This window comes from Mastigocoleus testarum BC008 (assembly GCF_001456025.1).
In the GTDB taxonomy this organism is placed as follows: domain Bacteria; phylum Cyanobacteriota; class Cyanobacteriia; order Cyanobacteriales; family Nostocaceae; genus Mastigocoleus; species Mastigocoleus testarum.
Window position 1 is genome coordinate 1 of the sequence record NZ_LMTZ01000165.1, and the last position, 17,628, is coordinate 17,628.

Annotated in this window: 14 protein-coding genes; 6 read left to right on the forward strand and 8 right to left on the reverse strand. The window is 36.8% G+C overall.

Translation table 11 applies throughout. From position 1 onward, the window contains the following. Positions 1 to 171 precede the first annotated feature (171 nt). Together BC008_RS44205 and BC008_RS44210 are read right to left on the reverse strand one after the other, a co-directional pair. Positions 172 to 798, reverse strand: coding sequence for a hypothetical protein (locus BC008_RS44205; RefSeq protein WP_027841862.1), 627 nt, complete (start codon positions 796 to 798; stop codon positions 172 to 174). Between the two features lie 208 nt (positions 799 to 1,006). Then, the gene (locus tag BC008_RS44210; protein WP_072207829.1) at positions 1,007 to 2,788 is read right to left on the reverse strand and encodes a GUN4 domain-containing protein; all 1,782 of its coding nucleotides are present in this window, start codon (positions 2,786 to 2,788) and stop codon (positions 1,007 to 1,009) included. Between the two features lie 264 nt (positions 2,789 to 3,052). Here BC008_RS44210 and BC008_RS44215 point away from each other — a divergent pair, with 264 nt between their 5' ends. Beyond that, positions 3,053 to 3,325, forward strand: coding sequence for a hypothetical protein (locus tag BC008_RS44215; RefSeq protein ID WP_027841863.1), 273 nt, complete (start codon positions 3,053 to 3,055; stop codon positions 3,323 to 3,325). Between the two features lie 13 nt (positions 3,326 to 3,338). Here the strand turns inward: BC008_RS44215 and BC008_RS44220 are convergent, their stop codons facing one another. Together BC008_RS44220 and BC008_RS44225 are read right to left on the reverse strand one after the other, a co-directional pair. After that, positions 3,339 to 4,325 (reverse strand): Rieske 2Fe-2S domain-containing protein, encoded by a 987-nt coding sequence (locus BC008_RS44220; RefSeq protein ID WP_027841864.1) that lies wholly within the window; start codon positions 4,323 to 4,325, stop codon positions 3,339 to 3,341. 206 nt (positions 4,326 to 4,531) lie between these two features. Beyond that, the gene (locus BC008_RS44225) at positions 4,532 to 5,428 is read right to left on the reverse strand and encodes an AraC family transcriptional regulator (protein ID WP_036264891.1); all 897 of its coding nucleotides are present in this window, start codon (positions 5,426 to 5,428) and stop codon (positions 4,532 to 4,534) included. 428 nt (positions 5,429 to 5,856) lie between these two features. Between BC008_RS44225 and BC008_RS44230 the strand changes: the two genes are divergently transcribed. Further along, complete coding sequence (locus tag BC008_RS44230) at positions 5,857 to 6,075, forward strand: hypothetical protein (RefSeq protein WP_027841866.1); 219 nt, start codon at positions 5,857 to 5,859, stop codon at positions 6,073 to 6,075. A 234-nt stretch (positions 6,076 to 6,309) separates the two neighbouring features. Here the strand turns inward: BC008_RS44230 and ftsH3 are convergent, their stop codons facing one another. The 4 genes from ftsH3 to BC008_RS44250 form a co-directional block, all read right to left on the reverse strand. Beyond that, positions 6,310 to 8,151, reverse strand: coding sequence for an ATP-dependent zinc metalloprotease FtsH3 (gene ftsH3 / locus BC008_RS44235; RefSeq protein ID WP_027841867.1), 1,842 nt, complete (start codon positions 8,149 to 8,151; stop codon positions 6,310 to 6,312). 88 nt (positions 8,152 to 8,239) lie between these two features. Beyond that, positions 8,240 to 9,031: an aminotransferase class IV gene (locus BC008_RS44240; RefSeq protein ID WP_058184817.1), complete on the reverse strand. Its 792-nt coding sequence runs from the start codon at positions 9,029 to 9,031 to the stop codon at positions 8,240 to 8,242. 107 nt (positions 9,032 to 9,138) lie between these two features. Next, positions 9,139 to 9,927, reverse strand: a complete 789-nt coding sequence (locus tag BC008_RS44245; RefSeq protein WP_027841868.1) for a hypothetical protein — start codon at positions 9,925 to 9,927, stop codon at positions 9,139 to 9,141. Positions 9,928 to 10,063: 136 nt separating this feature from the next. Then, positions 10,064 to 11,275 carry an acetate kinase gene (locus BC008_RS44250; protein ID WP_027841869.1) on the reverse strand — a complete coding sequence of 404 codons (1,212 nt, stop codon included), beginning with the start codon at positions 11,273 to 11,275 and terminating at the stop codon, positions 10,064 to 10,066. A 727-nt stretch (positions 11,276 to 12,002) separates the two neighbouring features. Here BC008_RS44250 and BC008_RS44255 point away from each other — a divergent pair. From BC008_RS44255 to BC008_RS44270, 4 genes are all read left to right on the forward strand, one after another. Further along, positions 12,003 to 13,061 (forward strand): glycosyltransferase family 4 protein, encoded by a 1,059-nt coding sequence (locus BC008_RS44255; protein WP_027841870.1) that lies wholly within the window; start codon positions 12,003 to 12,005, stop codon positions 13,059 to 13,061. A gap of 946 nt (positions 13,062 to 14,007) precedes the next feature. Then, a complete protein-coding gene (locus tag BC008_RS44260) occupies positions 14,008 to 14,475 on the forward strand; it encodes a phosphate-starvation-inducible PsiE family protein (protein ID WP_027841871.1) in 468 nt (155 codons plus the stop codon). Between the two features lie 685 nt (positions 14,476 to 15,160). Next, a complete protein-coding gene (locus BC008_RS44265; RefSeq protein ID WP_027841872.1) occupies positions 15,161 to 15,748 on the forward strand; it encodes a DJ-1/PfpI family protein in 588 nt (195 codons plus the stop codon). Between the two features lie 342 nt (positions 15,749 to 16,090). Beyond that, on the forward strand, positions 16,091 to 17,470 hold the full coding sequence (locus BC008_RS44270; protein WP_027841873.1) for a PrsW family glutamic-type intramembrane protease: 1,380 nt from the start codon (positions 16,091 to 16,093) through the stop codon (positions 17,468 to 17,470). Positions 17,471 to 17,628 lie beyond the last annotated feature (158 nt).

A 17,628-nucleotide genomic window follows, 5' to 3' on the forward strand; every position in this document is an offset into this window, starting at 1 on the left:
AATTCGGGATAAGTCCTCTTCTAATCCTTTTGGTTGGTCATGGATACCTGAGTAACTCCTTACCCCGGAATTTTGAGGGGATACTATAAAACTTTGTGTTTAAAAACGTTTAGAAAATTTTTTTTCGCGCAAATATAGCCAAATAAATTTAGAAAACAGGAGCTACTTCTATCATTTTGCACTAGTTGACTGGGCAGTAATAACTTGCAGTAAATTTTGGAGTTTGAAATCATTCCAACTCAAAGTTTCAGAAGTTTCAATTCTTAAATCTCCCTGCTTAAGATGAGTTATTAACGCAGAATCATTTTTAAGGGTGTGAAAAAGAGCATCTGCAAGCTGTAATTGATTTCGGGGAAAAGTGTAGTAAACTCTATCTTTCTCAATCCTAACTTCTTTTGGTAAGGCTCCATTAGGAATTTTTCCTCCCAAAAATACTTTCCAACCTGCAATTAAAGAACGATAAATAATTGATTCAGTTTCAAACTGAGGAGATTTTGATAAGCGAATTTCACCTTCAAGGGAATCTTGGTTAAGAGTTATTTTTTCTGGAGTGAAATGTAATTGAACTAGAACTTTCTGATGTTCGATTGTTGCAGTTAATCCTTCTTCTGGGTGTGTTTGTAAACTTTTTAGTTGCTCAACTCTAGATTCGGCTTGTTGACACAGAAGTAAAACTGTTTTCTCCCTTAAAATCAATTGCTTAGCTTCTAAGCTAAATTTAATATATTCTTCAAGAGTTTTCTGTAATAATTTTCTGGACTCTTGAAATGTCGCTTTAAGTTTGTTAAATACGCTCATATTTAAGTTAATTGAAAAAAATAAAGCTCTTGAGTTTAGGGAAAGAATTTATTTAAAGTATAACTGTCTTGATTCATTAAATTGATAGCACTTCGGACTTACGCAACTGACATATTTTTATATTCCTAGTAAGCGATTTATCGCTTCTTCTTGTTACTAAAGTGCCAACTATAAACTGACTTATTAGATAAATCGGGGATCTTGTTCTTCACAACTTCCAAGTGAGAGACTCTAAAAAACTTGCCGCACTCCATCCTTGACCTGCTACTGCCACTGGAAAATGCCCTAATGGTGCATTGAGGGTGAAGTTTAGGTAAGAAGATAGCAGACAGCCATTGATTACACGCCAGCCTACAGCCTCGCAGAAACGTGCATAAATTTTATTATTATCAAATTCACCTAATTTGTCAGACTCTTCAGACTCTTCTTGCCAAATACGCTTTTGAACACTAAAACCAAAGCGCCCCTTACTATATTTAAGCCAAAATTTGTCAATAATGCGGAAGTCATCAGCAGAAACGTTGTTGGCATATTCTGAACTCATTTTATATTCTTGTTTAGATAGTTGAAATATTATTTCTGCTGTTTCATTGTCAGCTTCTTGCCAATTCTCAGTTGCAAGTAAATCACATAGTTTTGTATATATTCCTAACTCTTCTTCCTCTGAATTATCTATGATTTCCGATTCATCCCGAATTTTGAAGTAGTAATAGAGATTTGCTATCGCTAAATCGGAAGCTTGCTGTAAATTCTTTGGAACTAATGTTTTGTAACCAGCAAGAGCACCTTGTTCATTAATGTGGGCTTTATAATCTTCGCGCAGTTCTGGCTGAAACATAAATCTTAACTGGTCGCGGAGGGAGTAGAAGTGAGATTTTTCGCTTAGGTTTTCGTATGCAAGTTGTTCGGGTGGTACTGCTAATGCGATTGTGCTTTGATCGGTTTGTGGGGTGTCTTTATACTCTGAAGAATTGAATTCTGAAGTATTGAAATCAGCACTGCTTAAAAGTTTAAGTCCTGAAGGGGAGAGCGATCGCACCCAATTAACTTGGTTTTTCCATGTTTCCACAACTGCTAAATCATGGTTGCGAATGCGGCTAAGTTCTGGAAATAGAAAATCGAGTTCATCATATGATTCACACTTAGCGACCGTCATACAGGCGCGATCGCGAATATCCTCTTCTAAATGACCGAGTCTGTCGCTAACTGCTGATACTTCGTTTTGCACTTGGTAAGTAACAACAATTGTCTGTTCTATAGCCCAAGCACATTCTAATCGACGCAGTTGTCCTGCGATACAATTTTCTTCCAATAATTGAGGGTTTGTATAACCTGCTAATGCTTCAAATAACATTCCTCGTACTGCATCGATTTCAGCATTTCTACGATCATCATCTTTGATTTGCATCGCTGACCGAAAACGTTGCAAAGCTTGGGAAAACAGCCCATATGCTTGTACTAAAATTACCCGATGTTGTTCAAATTTAATATCTTGAGCTACTTCTTCAATAATTTGTCTAATTTCGGCTCCTTGCTTTTTAAGAGCTTGTTTTAAATCAATAAAACCATTTTTAACCTCCAAACGCATTTGCTCAACTTCTTTACGGAGTTTGAGGGTTTGCTGTAAATTAACTGCACCCAGCGCCACACTAGCTACAGTACCTACACCAATTAATGCGGTGGTAGCTTGCAGTACTCCCACGCTATTTTGTAAAGTTTGTAACCCAGATTGTAAAGCACCAATTTGTTGGTAGGTCTCTTGAAAACCCATGTGAGTTTGAATTATATTTGCTCCCTTCGTGACGAACTGGAGCGGAGAAATTAGAGGTGACAAGGGATTACCATCAACTGTAGCTGCAACAGCATGAGCAACAAATTTACCTGTTACAGCGTCTCGCGCCATACCAATAGGTATTCCATTGCTAAAAACTTGTGCATATTTTCCTGCTTCGATACCAGCTTCAATTGCAGGTGAGAAGTTAAACAACATATTAAATATTCTTTGCTTGTTAAAAAATTAATAATTTGTTTAAACCTAGCTGCTACTGATAAATAAAAGTAACCGTATTTACTCAGTACATAGATAAATATTCCTTAAAGACTGGGAATACTAAGCACGAGAAATTTGAATTTTGGTTTGGTAGATAAACATCATGGATATGTCACTAGTTAGCACTGAACAACAGTTTGCTATATCTTACGAAGAGTTGAAAAAATTTCGAGAAAATCGAATGACCAAATTAAAAGAAAAATTGTGGAGGAAGGACTCAAAAAGTTTTATGAGTCTCCAGAAAAAGTTGACGAGAAATTGAAGGTATTTATTAATACAGTATTTAATAGTAAAATTAAGTCAGTGAGCCACGTCATTGATCAAGCGATTTCACTCTACGAAAACCTCCTAGAACAACAAGAAAAAGCTCATCAAGGAACTTTAGAAGAACGTGAAGCTGATAAGACGTGGATTTCTCAAAAGCGTCAGGAACTTGAACAGGTGCATAAAGATATTCAATCAGTTACCAAACTTTAAATATTCTCCTTAATTACCGAGAAAAATTCTGTTCAACAAGCCTTGAAAAACTCTCAAAATTTCGCCTAACCCAATCCATTCCAACTTCATTATTAAGTTTGATATGTTGGGGCACATTAGGATAAAGTTTTCCCAAAATATCAGCATCCTGTTCTAAAACTATTTCTACAAGTCGTAGAAGACTTTTTTTAATGAAATGAGGAATGGGAATATGCGCCTTCATAAACATCAAAATAAATACACGAGAGTATTTTGATGATTCTGGAACATAAAAATGACACTCTTTGAGACTAAAAATTGGACTTTCACCGTGCATCACCGCCATACAAGGAAAAAAGTTTTCTAAATGAGCCTCAAGCACTTTTGGCATAATTAGCAGGGCTGGGTTTTTAATAATCTCACCAAATTTGGGATTTTTTCTCGGTTGTTCGACGTAAGCATGGGAATGAAAACCTTCGTCAATGAACTGCTTCAAATGTACTTCTTCAATCTCAAACAACTGGCGATGAGTACCATTTTGATGGTTATAGTCGTGCATGTTCAGCAGCAGAGTTAGGAAGTCGGTCCTAATACTGCGATCGCAAAAACCAATAAACTCATGTTCTGCTGCAATCTCATTCATAATGGTTGGAATCGGAATCTTAGGTTCACAACTACCATAGGACCAGATAAATTCCCCTTGAACGATTAACTCTAGTGGTTTTATCAAAGATTTAGTTGGTTTGTTGGAACCGGGTATAGTCGTGCAACCTGCAGCATCAAATTCCAATGCATGAAATGGACAAACCACCACACTATTTCTATCCCGATTAGTTGCGCACCATCCCTCCGATAGCATTGCTCCCATATGTGGACAAGCATTTGGTAAACAATTAATGTTACCCATGCGATCTAGCCAAAGGACATAATCTTTATCTTGAAGTGAAACTTTCACTGGTTGATTAGGCTTAAGCATGGCGCGATGTGCTAACAACCACGGTGCTCCTTGCAACATATTCATAACCTAGTACATATAAAATGTAAGTCTGTAGAGACGCGACAGAGACTAACGCCGACTTAGCAGGCTTCGTCGCGTCTTTAGATATCATGTTTCTACAATAAAATTAAATTTATTAGCGCCAATAATTAATTAGTTTAGCGTTGCAAATATAACCTTGTATCGCGCAATATTCCGAAAATTAGCGTAATCTTCCAACTAAATAAAATTTAGAGCGCCTTCTTAAATTCTCGAGGAGTAACGCCAACGTATTTCCGAAAAACCTTTGCAAAATGACTTTGACTTTGGAAACCAACCAACTGGGAAACTTGTATTACTGAAAATTCTTCGTCACAAGCAAGTAAATGCTTTGCTCTCTCAACTCGACATTTGGTCACATATTGATGAGGCGCTATTCCCATAGATTGCTTAAACAAAGTGGCAAAATAATGGGGACTCATGTGCACAACGTGACTCATTTGGGCTAATGATAAATTTTGGTCTAAATTATCGTTGATATAGGCAATAGCTTGTTGTAATTTCTGCTTCGATAGTCCACTCGCGTATTCTCTAATGATAATTTTTTGCGTCGAATAACGTTTCAACAAATGTATCGCCAGCATATTTGCTGCAGACTCTACATAAAGGCGACTATCAAACACACTAATTTCTAATTCTCTTTTAACTGAAAGTCCAATTTGTTGAATCAGTGGATCGTGAGTTTGTAGTTGCTTTAAAATTTCAACCTCATCAAAGCTAACCGATTCACAAGCAGCACGGAGGATAAATTCTGGTTCAAAGCAAAGAACAATAAATCCTAACTCCTCCTCGAACTCTACCGCAGGTGTAATTTGATTAGCTGGAAAAATGCCTACATCACCAGATTCATAGTATTTACGTTGCCATTGTCCATTGATATTAAATTTTGCCTGAAAATTATTAGTACCAATACCAATAACATGTTGGGGAGCACAAGTTTGAGAAACCTGCAAATTCAATTGGCGATGATAGGCGAAATAAAAACCATTCCACAAAAGTGATGGGCTATAAATAATCAGGGGTTTGGGTAGGATTTGCTTTATACTCTCTGGTTCGGCTGCATTAATTTTCAGAGGCTGCTTTCCCATTACTATTTACACTTCTGATTTTTATGTTTTTGGATTTTTATTTTTTTATTTAATTATCTCATTAATATAAATAGTGATTATTTGCGATCGCAACTGAAATTTTCCTGATTTCCCAAATTTTGCATCAATTCTCGAGGAAGATTTAAGTCAAAGATTAAACACATATTAACTTTTTTGTCGTAAATGTTACTTTTTTTAATATTGGAATGTATAAAATTTCAAAATACGTGTTGTATATAACACTAATGCATCAATAAAAGCCTAATTACATGTAGTGTATATCTACAAATGCAAATCAAGTTTTTGAAATATTTATTAATATAAGTATATGTATCTTTTTGTCTTATTCAGTTAATCAAGGTGCAGGAGTATTTGAAATCAGTCAGTTAGCCGCTCGATTTAATTATTCAGCAACGGAATAAATGGTCATGGAAAACCAGCAAAAACAAGATTCTAAGGATTTTGTAGGTAATCTCAAAAATGGAATTTGGTTATTTGGTGTCTCTAGTTGGTTGTTTGGGATTACAGACAGAAGTATTGCTTCTTTTTCCGATGGTTACCTATCTGCGTTAGATTTGACACAACTATTTACAGCAGCAACTTTCTTTGTTGCTTGGTTGTTTTTAAAACCAATGTCTAAGGTTTAGGGTCAGTTGTCAGTTAACAGTTAACAGTTAACAGTTATGAGATATCAAATATCAATTAACTGTTGGTGATTCACAATTCCCAATTCCAAGTCGCATATGCCGCAAGGCGTATCTCCAAAAAACTAGGGTAGTTCTCAGCTCAAATCAAAATTGAGATGTGAGAACTACCCTGAATTTTTAAAGTTAGGAATTTAGAGTTAGGAATTTTCCTAACTCTTATTTGATTTTGGTTAATTAAGCAAATGCTGCAGTTTTGACATCATTATTTGCGAGGATATCCTGCAATTCTTCCGCGTCAACGGTTTCTTTTTCAACTAACATATCAGCTAGTTGATCGAGAATGTGGCGGTTACCTTCTAAGACATCTTTAGCACGCTTGTAAGCTGAATCAACTAATTTGCGAACTTCTTCGTCAATTGAAGCTGCTGTTTCTTCAGAAAAATCACGTTCTGACATGATGTCGCGACCGAGGAACATGTTACCTTGCTGGCGACCCAGAGCAACTGGTCCTAAGCGATCGCTCATACCAAAACGAGTAATCATCTGACGTGCAACGCGAGCTACTTGTTGTAAGTCGTTGGAAGCACCGGTAGTAACTTCTTCTTCACCGAAGATGATTTCTTCAGCAATTCGACCACCTAAAGCCACAGCCATTTGATTTTCTAAATAGGAACGGCTGTATAAACCAGTATCCATTCTGTCTTCGCTAGGGGTGAACCAAGTTAAACCACCAGCACGACCGCGAGGAATAATACTGATTTTTTGTACGGGGTCATAATCAGGCATTAAAGCACCAACTAAAGCGTGACCAGCTTCGTGGTAAGCAACCAAAGTTTTGCGCTTCTCGCTCATTACCCGATCTTTCTTCTCTGGTCCAGCTAAGACGCGATCGATGGCATCATTGATTTCGTCCATCGAAATTTCAGTTAAATTGCGTCTTGCAGCCAAAATAGCAGCTTCGTTGAGTAGGTTAGATAAATCCGCACCTGTGAAACCAGGGGTCCGACGAGCAATTTTATCCAAGTCCACATCTTTCCCTAAGGTTTTACCACGGGCATGAACTTTAAGAATTTCGCTACGTCCGGAGTAGTCGGGGCGATCTACAACTACTTGACGGTCAAAACGACCGGGACGCAATAAAGCAGCGTCTAATACATCTGGACGGTTGGTTGCAGCAATAATGATGATACCGGTGTTACCTTCAAAACCATCCATTTCTGTCAGTAACTGGTTGAGTGTTTGTTCTCTTTCGTCGTTACCACCACCTAAACCAGCACCACGTTGACGACCTACAGCGTCAATTTCATCGATGAATACGATACAAGGAGCATTAGCTTTCGCTTGTTCGAACAAGTCACGGACGCGAGATGCACCCACACCCACAAACATTTCTACAAACTCGGAACCAGAGATGGAGAAGAAGGGAACACCTGCTTCGCCCGCAACAGCACGAGCCAATAAAGTTTTACCAGTTCCAGGAGGTCCAACGAGTAGAACGCCTTTGGGAATTTTTGCTCCTACAGCAGTGAAGCGATCTGCATTTTTTAGGAAGTCAACAACCTCGTTGAGTTCCAACTTGGCTTGATCGATACCAGCAACATCACCGAAAGTAACCTGGGTTTGTGGCTCCATTTGTACTCTGGCTTTGGACTTACCAAAGTTCATTGCTTGGCTACCAGGACCATTTTGGGCACGACGTAGCAAGAAGAACAAACCAACCAAAAGCAAAATTGGGAAGAAGAGGCTGCTGAGTACTCTAAACCAAACTCCTTCATCAGATGGCGGTAAAACAGAAATATCTACACCCTTTGCACTCAAGGTATTGATAAGTTGCGGATCGTTAACTAAATTAACAATTCTCTTTTCTGTATCATCACTTGGAGTAACTACGGCTGTAGTCCTATCCGAGCTAATGCTAACTTTTTCTACCTTACCTTCTTCGACTTTTTGAATAAATTGACTGTATCGCCATGTCTCTTTACCTTGGGGTTGCTTTTCAAAAAATGCTGTCCCTAAAGCAATGACAACAATAAAAAGCAGCACGTACAGCCCCGCATTTCTCCATCTTTTATTCACCGAGGTCGATCCTCCTATTAATTTGCGTATGAGGGCGTTTATAAGAAATATGTTAACTTATCTTAAGGTATACCAGAATGCCTACACATTATGATATTAAAAATCTCCGTAATTGTGGGAAGCAACAATGGTAAGGATTATATTTTAACGATCCTGCTCCTTGAATGACTTCACACAAGGGGATAATTTCTACTACGCAATTGCTGTATGCTAGTGCCTCCAAGCTTCTCACGAATTCTGGAGTAAATGCTTCTTCTTTCACCGATTGTCCTGAAACTTTAAGGCACTCGAACAAGTGCGATCGCATAATACCTGGTAAAATTCCAGCACTCAGTGGAGGAGTCCACCAAGTATTTTTTCCCCAACCCCAAAGATTCCCAGTACTCGTTTCCAGCCAATATCCCCGATAATCGGCGAAAATTGCTTCTTGAGCATTATATTTGTCGGCGCTCAATTTGGATAGCCAAGGAACTAAGTAATTTCCTGTTTTATGAATTGGTAAACTACGATGGAATTTGCTATTTGCCACGTAAGCTTTTACACCATTATTTTGTGATTCTTTTAAGTTGGATGGTAGTAATTTGCCAAATATCAATTCTCTACCATCAGGAAATATAGTAATTCTGAGAATAGGAAAGTGTTCTGCAATCGATTGTGCACCTTGACGTAATTGTTTCCAATCGGGTGAAGACCAACCAAAATCTTGTAAGCTCGAATTGAGGCGATCGCAATGTGCCTGCCAATTAGTTAATGGGAAATCGAGGGAATTATTATATACCCGCAAGGTTGTAAATACTGTTGCGCCATAAAGCAAACCTGGGTCGTAGATGCTTAATTCCAGAGTTTCAGACTCAATTAATTTTCCCCTGTACCAGTAAATAATAAAAACCTCAATTTGATATTGTTTTATTTCCTATACGACTAGCGCCATAAAAAACTTACATTACGCTTATGCGTTTGCATTGACGCTAATCTAATACCCAATCTCTAGTCCTGCTGAGAAAGCTTAATTTTATAGGTACCATCTGGAGTTTTTATTACCTTTCCTCCTAAAGCTTCTATTTCCATTATTGCTCTTTTGTGGGTCTTCTCATCAACACCTTGATTTAAGACCATTGACCAAGCAGCAATTTGAGCGTTTTTACTGTTAGGTTTACGACTAATGTAATTAGCCGTACGTTCTGATATGTATGCTGTTTGTCGACTCTCTGCATCAGAATGATTACTAGCCCAGTCTGCTGCTTTTGCAAAAGATTGCTGGGCTGCTTTAGAATCGCCTAAAAATAATAATTCATCTATACCCTTGTAACGCCAGACAAAATATGACCGTTTTGGAATCCAAGGAGATAGAGATTTTAATCCTTTATTAGTCAATACTACAGACCTTTCTGGCATTCCTGCATACATCGATGTACTGGTAGAAAGGGCAAGATAAGCTTGAATAAATCGCGGGTCGCGCTTAAGAATAACTTCAAAATACTCAGGACTAAGACTGTAACCTGTTTCAGCCCGGGTTTCATCATCACCAAAATACTGTAAAAAACCAAGATAAACCCAATTAGCAATGACATTATCAAAACCAAAACTAGGCAACTGTTTGAGGAGTTGCAAACGTAGTTTTTCTGACTGAACTTCTTGCTCCATCTCAAATACAGAGTATTTATTTTTACTTTTTGTTAATACTTGCATTCGTGGAAATTGCAGAGATACAATTCCGAAAATACTCAACAAAAATGCTAGGAAAGCACCTATAGCTTGACGAGAGAAAAATACCATTCCCGCTTAGTCGCAATTTATTATCCAATTACGAACTCATAGTTCCCGTATGTCATGGAAAACTAACAAATATAGCGCTTAAGCTTTTCGGATTTTGACTTTTACCCATGCATTGCGGAACTATGCGGAACTAGGCTTAGGCTAGTAATTGCCAACATTCCTGAGCTATAGCCCAATCTTCTTGTGTGTGAATAACTAATACCCGTATGGCTGAATCATCAGTTGCGATATCTTCATCTACTGGTTTTTGGGCATTTTTCTCAAAATCTAACTTCAATCCTAAAAATTTAAATCCTTCGCAAGCAGCTTGACGCACTTTAGCAGCATTCTCACCTACGCCAGCTGTAAATATTAATGCATCTAAACCTTGGAGGCTAGCAAGCATCGCACCAATCTCAGAACGTAAACGATGTATATAAATATCAAAAGCCAATTGCGCGCGTTTATTACCTTGGGAACTAGCTTCTAGTACTCCTCTTAAATCGCTGGATATACCTGATATTCCCTTCAATCCAGAAGATTTATTTAATATACGATCTAATTCATCTGCAGAGTAGTTTAATTCTCGCAACAGATGAATTAAAATTCCTGGATCGACTGAACCGGAACGACTACCCATCATTAATCCATCTAGGGGTGTAAAACCCATTGTTGTATCAATGCTCTGACCATTTTTAACAGCACTTAAAGAACAACCATTACCTAAATGACAGGTTATTAAGCGCAAAGATTCTAAGTCTCGACCCAAAATATCAGCAGCACGACGAGCACAATACTGATGGCTGATACCATGAAAGCCATAGCGACGAATTCCTCGTTCTACCCATTCATAAGGTCCGGGATAGATAGCAGCAGCATCAGGTAAATGAGAATGAAAAGCTGTATCAAATACTGCAACTTGTTTGATATTTCCCAAACATTTCTCGATTGATTCTATACCCAATAAATTCCCTGGGTTGTGGCTAGGAGCTAAAGCTTTGAGTCGAGCGATCGCCTGCTTCACCTCTTCAGTAATTACCACGCTTTGACGGTAATCTATACCTCCATGAACTACCCGGTGCCCGACGACATCAATTTCTGATAATTCATTAATTACCTGAGTGGGAGCGCTAGTTAAGGTAGCAAGTAAATAGGAAATAACTTCAGACTGAGAATCTGTAGAAATTTCTTCGCATAAAGTACTTTCAGAAGTTTTAATTTCAATTTCTGCAACACCTGAGCGATGAGTCCAGTCTACATTTGCTTTCCACAAAGGTTGGGGCGCTTTTGTGGGAAGAGACTCGCGACTAACTTCGTACAGACAACTCTTTTGGCTACTTGAACCCACATTTAATACTAGTATCTTCATTTTAGTTGTCACTGATAAATATATCTATATAAGGACTGTGGAGAAAACTTGAGGTGAACAATAAAAGTTTTACAAACCTCAATAATTTATTTTTTTCTCACTCTTGAAGTCTTTTTTAGAACTCTAATCACTGTGGTAAATATTTACTTTATCCTTTTCTCCTCTTTGAGATGCTACAGAAACACCCTTGAATTAGCCTTTTTCCACTGACTACATATTGACGGAGACGTGTTACGGTTCCATGATTTTCCGAATTAAATTTCCTTTTTTTATCTGTATCTCCTTGTATATATTCTAAAATTCGCTTCCAAATTAGAGTTTTGTGCCACCCAGAACCGTATTACAACGCTTCGCGACTCACTACAGCTTTCTAGCAAGTCTTACTATGGCGCTCCTGTCATCAATATCCATAGTACACATGTGAAAACTGTGGGGTGGTCATTACTTAGTTTAGCTGGATAAGATTTGTGTATAAGTAGTCACACATCTAAATTTATGCTGCTTATTATTTGATTCTCCTCAATTCACAATTTCAGGATTTTGAAGTTTCAGGATTTTGAAGTTTCAGAATTTTGAAGTTTTAGATTTTTAAAATTTCAAACTCTTGAAGTTTCAGACTCTTGAAGTTTCAGGCTCTTGAAATTTTAGATTATTTGAACCTCCCAATCTTTCTCCAGCACGGTCAGAAGCGACATGAAAAAAAATATTCATCAAGGTGAAAAGTTGAATGCGCATACTACACATATTGAACGAACTTCGCATTATTGGTAACGGTATTGTTAATGTTGCTGTGGACCTGTCGTGCTTACAAGCAAACACCGGTCATGACGTTGCTGTAGTTTCTGGTGGTGGAGAATACGAAACTTTGTTAGCACAATATGGTGTGAAACATTTTCACCTAGACCAGAGTCGAAAACCTATTCAAATAATGAAAGCAGCTTTAGGTTATCGCAAAATTATTCAAGAATTTCAACCAGAAATAGTCCATGCTCATATGATGACTGGGATAACACTGGCTAAACTTTTAAAATGTTCGTCTGGTTACGGTCTTGTCTCTACGGTACATAACGAATTTCAACGCAGTGCTATTGCTATGGGTTTAGCGAACCGCGTTATTGCTGTCAGCAAAGCAGTTGCTGATTCAATGGCGAAACGTGGCGTACCCAAACAAAATTTACGCGTAATATCTAATGGAACTTTGGGTAGCGTTCGCACACCCAAAATTTCAGAATATCAACCAATCAAACTGAAACATCCAGCAATTGTTACCGTTGCAGGTATGTATAAACGTAAAGGTATCAGTGAATTAATTGAAGCTTTCGCAGAAATTGCTAATGATTTCCCCCAAGCTCACCTCTACTTAGTGGGGAATGGTCCCGATAAGGAAATATTTGAAACCCAAGCTCAAAGTACTTCTGCTTGCGATCGCATACATTTTGAAGGCTTCCAAGCAGAAGCCCAACGCTACATGCTTGGTTGTGACATTTTTGTCCTTGCTTCCCACAAAGATCCTTCTCCCCTGGTCATACCAGAAGCTCGTGAAGCCGGTTGTGCCATTATTGCAACAAACGTTGATGGTATTCCAGAAGGTCTAGATAACGGAGAAGCAGGTATTTTAGTACCACCAAAAAATCCTGAAGCTTTAGCAAATGCTTTAAGAAAATTACTTGGTAGTGTGGAGAATTTGAGTAATTGGCGATTTAAAGCTAAACAAAATCTTGAAAGACTTACTTTGACGCGAGTGAACGAAGAAACAATAAAGGTGTATAGTGAATTAACAAATTAATTTTCAATATTTACACTAGTTTAAAATTGTTAGCTTAAATTTATTTAATTCAATTTATCTAATCCAATTTACCTAACAATTTTGATCTCACAATTTTAAGTTATGTATTCCAAATTCGAAGAATGGTAAATCCACAATTCTTCGAGTTTTTTTTGCGTTAGTTGGGATAGTTGATTTTTTTATATTGTCATATAGTGATAGGATTAATACAATCACAAAAGCAGTAAATACCGATCTGTAAAAAGTTACAAAAAGTAAATAAACACTAAAATTTGTACTATATACAACGGATGCTTTTCTATAACCTTGATGACTTTAGATGCTTCCTGATTCAATCCTGTTTCATTTCCACAAGATTGATGTAATTATTGCAGTATCTAAGATAGCGATTTATTACTTGTATAGCAGTTAATATTATTTCAGAAACTGCTATGTATTTTTAGTTGCACGTTCACAATGTTTAGCTACATGACTTTGAGTTCAAAAGACACAAAAATGTAAGAAAAAAGGGTAAGAGTTAGATTTTGCAAGAAGTTACATATTTTTCAACTAGAGCCAAAGAGAAATCTGTAAACCTGGAAAAATTTGAAATCTAGAAAGTCCGAAATCTAGAAAGTCCGAAATCTATAAATTTGAAATCTATAAATTTCAAAATCACGTCTAATGTGAATTCGATTTAACCTTTTAATATCAAGTGTTTCAAGGACCGGCGTAAATCATATTGATTATTTCCATGAATTTACGTTATTTCTGCTTCTAATTCACATAAGGTGTAAATCTAGAAATTTCCAAAACCATAAGTTTCAGACTTAATTAGTTTTCAGTTCCAAATTCCATAAGTTTTAGGTAGTAGCGGAAAAGGGAATAAATTAGTTCGGAATGAAACCAGACTATTTTATTTACCTTTGATTGTAGTGTTTACACGTAAGAGGAAGGGTGGTAAATCATGCGTAAACTGTTCAAAAGAATCCGGGAATCTGGCAGAGATGAAAACTTTTTATCTATGGTTGAAAACATAGAAGTACTTGCATCTAAAGCACTTTCTTTAGCAATGATTTTAGTGATACTCATTGCAATAATTGATTTATTTTTCTACCTTCTCTTCTTTCTAGAAAATCATTTATTTATTTCGAGTATAGGTAAGTTTAACAAAACATTGTTTACGACTTTTGGGTTATTTCTGAATATATTGATTGCCTTAGAAATATTAGAGAATATTACAGCTTACCTAAGAAAACATGTTGTCCAAGTAGAATTAGTAATTGTAACTTCATTGATTGCTGTAGCTCGAAAAATCATTCTTCTAAATTTGAAAACCACCACAGGTACTCATGTAATTGGCTTGGGGGTAAGTATTCTCGCTTTATCCATTAGTTATTGGATTGTTCGTAAAAGTAACAGCAGAAAAAGTTAATTCACAATATCCTAGCTCTACATAATTATTTATGTATTGAGAAGTAAGTAGATATAGATAGTGGCTAAAACTCATCCAAGAAACATGTTTAATATAAAATATAGTTTGTTCTTGGTTGAATAACTTATAAACTAATTATATTTACTTACTATACCTAAATAAAATATTTTAACAGCTACAATATTAAGATTTCAGATTAAATTAACCCACAATAAGTTATTAAATACGAAGCAAATTTAGGCATGACAGGAATATATCTAAGTTGGGCTACATTAAGAATATTTTGACGTTTGTAAGTTGTTTAGATATAAAAAATAAATTTTACTGATATTTTATTGCTTTTTTATTTCTGGAACCAAAATATTCAAATTAATCAATTAAAAGTTTTATTTATTGTTTTCTTGTTTCGTAGTTTTGATTTATAAATTAATCTGGATTTTTCTAACTAAAATTAGAACAATTTAAGCTCTCTGACTTAACATAAAATATATTATTTTAAATAAATAATATATCTTTAATAAAGGCTTTAGCTTATACTTTCAAATAAAATTCGTACTATTCCAATAATATATAGCAAATCAACACATCAATCCTATATTGCCCCAAGGTACTGTACGAGAGGAAGATTTGCAGGTAAATTATTAAAAATTACGATATCTCCATCAAATTAAGGAATATAAAGAAAATGACAGCCAAAAAAATCTTGATGCTTGTCGGAGATTATGTAGAAGACTATGAAATAATGGTACCTTTCCAGGCGTTACAAATGGTCGGACACTCGGTCGATGCTGTTTGCCCCGATAAGAAAGCTGGTGAGAAGATAAGAACTGCTGCTGTTCATGACTTCGAAGGTGACCAAACCTACAGCGAAAAACCAGGTCACAACTTCATATTAAATGCAACCTTTGCTGAATTAGAAATACAAACTTACGACGCATTAGTTATACCTGGAGGTAGAGCTCCAGAATATATTCGCTGTAAATCAAAAGTAATTGAAATTACCCGCGTATTCGCCCAAGCGGATAAACCAATTGCTGCTATTTGTCATGGATTACAACTACTAGCTGCCGCAGATTTACTCCAAAATAAAAAATGTACTGGATATCCTGCTTGCGCTCCCGAAATCAATATTGCAGGTGGTACATATATTGATGTGCCTGTTGACCAAGCTGTAGTTGATGGAAACCTAGTCACAGCGCCTGCCTGGTCTGCTCATCCCCAATGGCTGGCAGAGTTTCTAAAGCTACTAGGTACTCGAGTCGAGCATCACTAAAAACCTAGAATTAATTATTTTTCATAAATAGATATTTGATTAATTGGCAATTAATTATTGTCACTCTTACTGAAGAATTTAGATTGGATAAATAACTTGAAATTTTTTCCAATTAGTACTACCTATTGTCAATAAAGTTAAAGCTGATAATATTTATAGGTCGATTATTGGTTAAGTCACAATCAAAAACAACAAAGACTTTTTATTTTTATTTAGAATTTTTAATTTGTAAGCAATGAGTGAAGTTATAGTGTAGTAAGTAATGCTGCCATAAATCTGGTCGGTGCTAAATCCCAGTACCAAATAATTTTCAGTAATTGTTTAGAAATGCCCTCTAACTCAATGACAGGCAAAAACGCAAGACAGAATGCATTTCTGCGGCTAGTGTCTGGGAATGGAGTGACTGTTGAATCAGAATCTCATTATTCGCTACTTAATCATGAAGAGGTGGTAATTGGAAGAGACCCAAGCTGCCAGTTTGTATTGGATGCCCTTAAGTATCGCACCGTCTCCCGCCGTCATGCAATTATTCGCCCCCTCCCTTTGTCGCCCGATGGTCAATGTGATTGGGTCATTTGTGACTTAAATAGCGCGAATGGTACTTATTTGAATAGAAGACAACTTCAAGGCTCTCAACAATTACAACCTGGCGATCGTATTACTTTAGGTCATGATGGACCACAATTAATTTTTGATTACGAATTTCCAGAAGAGCAACCAGGGGTAACAATTCAAGAAGCAGTTACACCTTCCTATTTCTCAACAAGTTATCAAACTTCTACCAAAAATAATGATTCGGTTAGCTTTACCCAGCTTTTCCCTATTATTTCCACAGGTAAAGATTTAACTCGAAAAGCTTATTTGCTACCTGGAATTATCACAGTAATATTTGTTGTCTTAATGTTTGCGACTGTCGGTCAAGAACAGACAAATCAGATAATTGTTGCAATGTACATTGCATTTGCTGCTTATTACTTCATCTATCGTTTATGCGGCAAAGATAAACCTTGGTGGGAATTATTAATCTGCGTATTTCTAACGATGCTAATTTTACGCAGCCCTATTTTGCCTGGATTTATTCATATATTTAGAGAGCGTCTACCTGGTAGCTTACCTTCCAATCAAGAGTCAATCACTTTTACAGAATTGCTGATACGAATGTTTTTTGGTGCTGGCTTGATGGAAGAATTACTCAAAGCTTTACCACTTTTAGCTGCTTATTTAGTTGGTAGGGGATTACCATCTCCCTGGCGAGAACGAATTGGTGTGTGGGAACCCTTAGACGGCATACTACTAGGAACCGCTTCAGCCTTGGGTTTTACTCTTGTAGAAACTTTGGGTCAATACGTGCCACAAATAGCTCAATCTGTACAAGCAGAATTTGGTACAGAAGCTGGACAGTTAGCTGCTTTCCAGTTACTAATCGCCCGCATACTAGGTTCAGTTGCCGGACATATGGCCTATAGTGGATACCTAGGTTATTTTGTAGGCTTGGCTGTACTAAAACCGAGCAAAAGTTGGCAAATTTTATTAGTTGGGTATTTTACTGCATCTGGGCTCCATGCCTTGTGGAATACAACAGGAGCTTTATTTGGTTGGGTATTATTAGTAATTGTAGGAGTTTTATCCTATGCATTTTTAATGGCTGCAATCCTTAAAGCCCGGGCTCTTTCTCCAAATAGATCGAAAAATTTTGCCACCCGTTTTTTCAATCCCAAATAATTTAGTCATTTCATAGGTGTCGATGACTCAGCATTTACACCTATAAGAGACTAAAATTATTACTAAAATTATTTAATTTAACAGATTTAATTTTCATCCCCACATCGATCAAATAGGTATTTTACCCTGCTTGAACTCTGGCTATAAGATACAGCTAA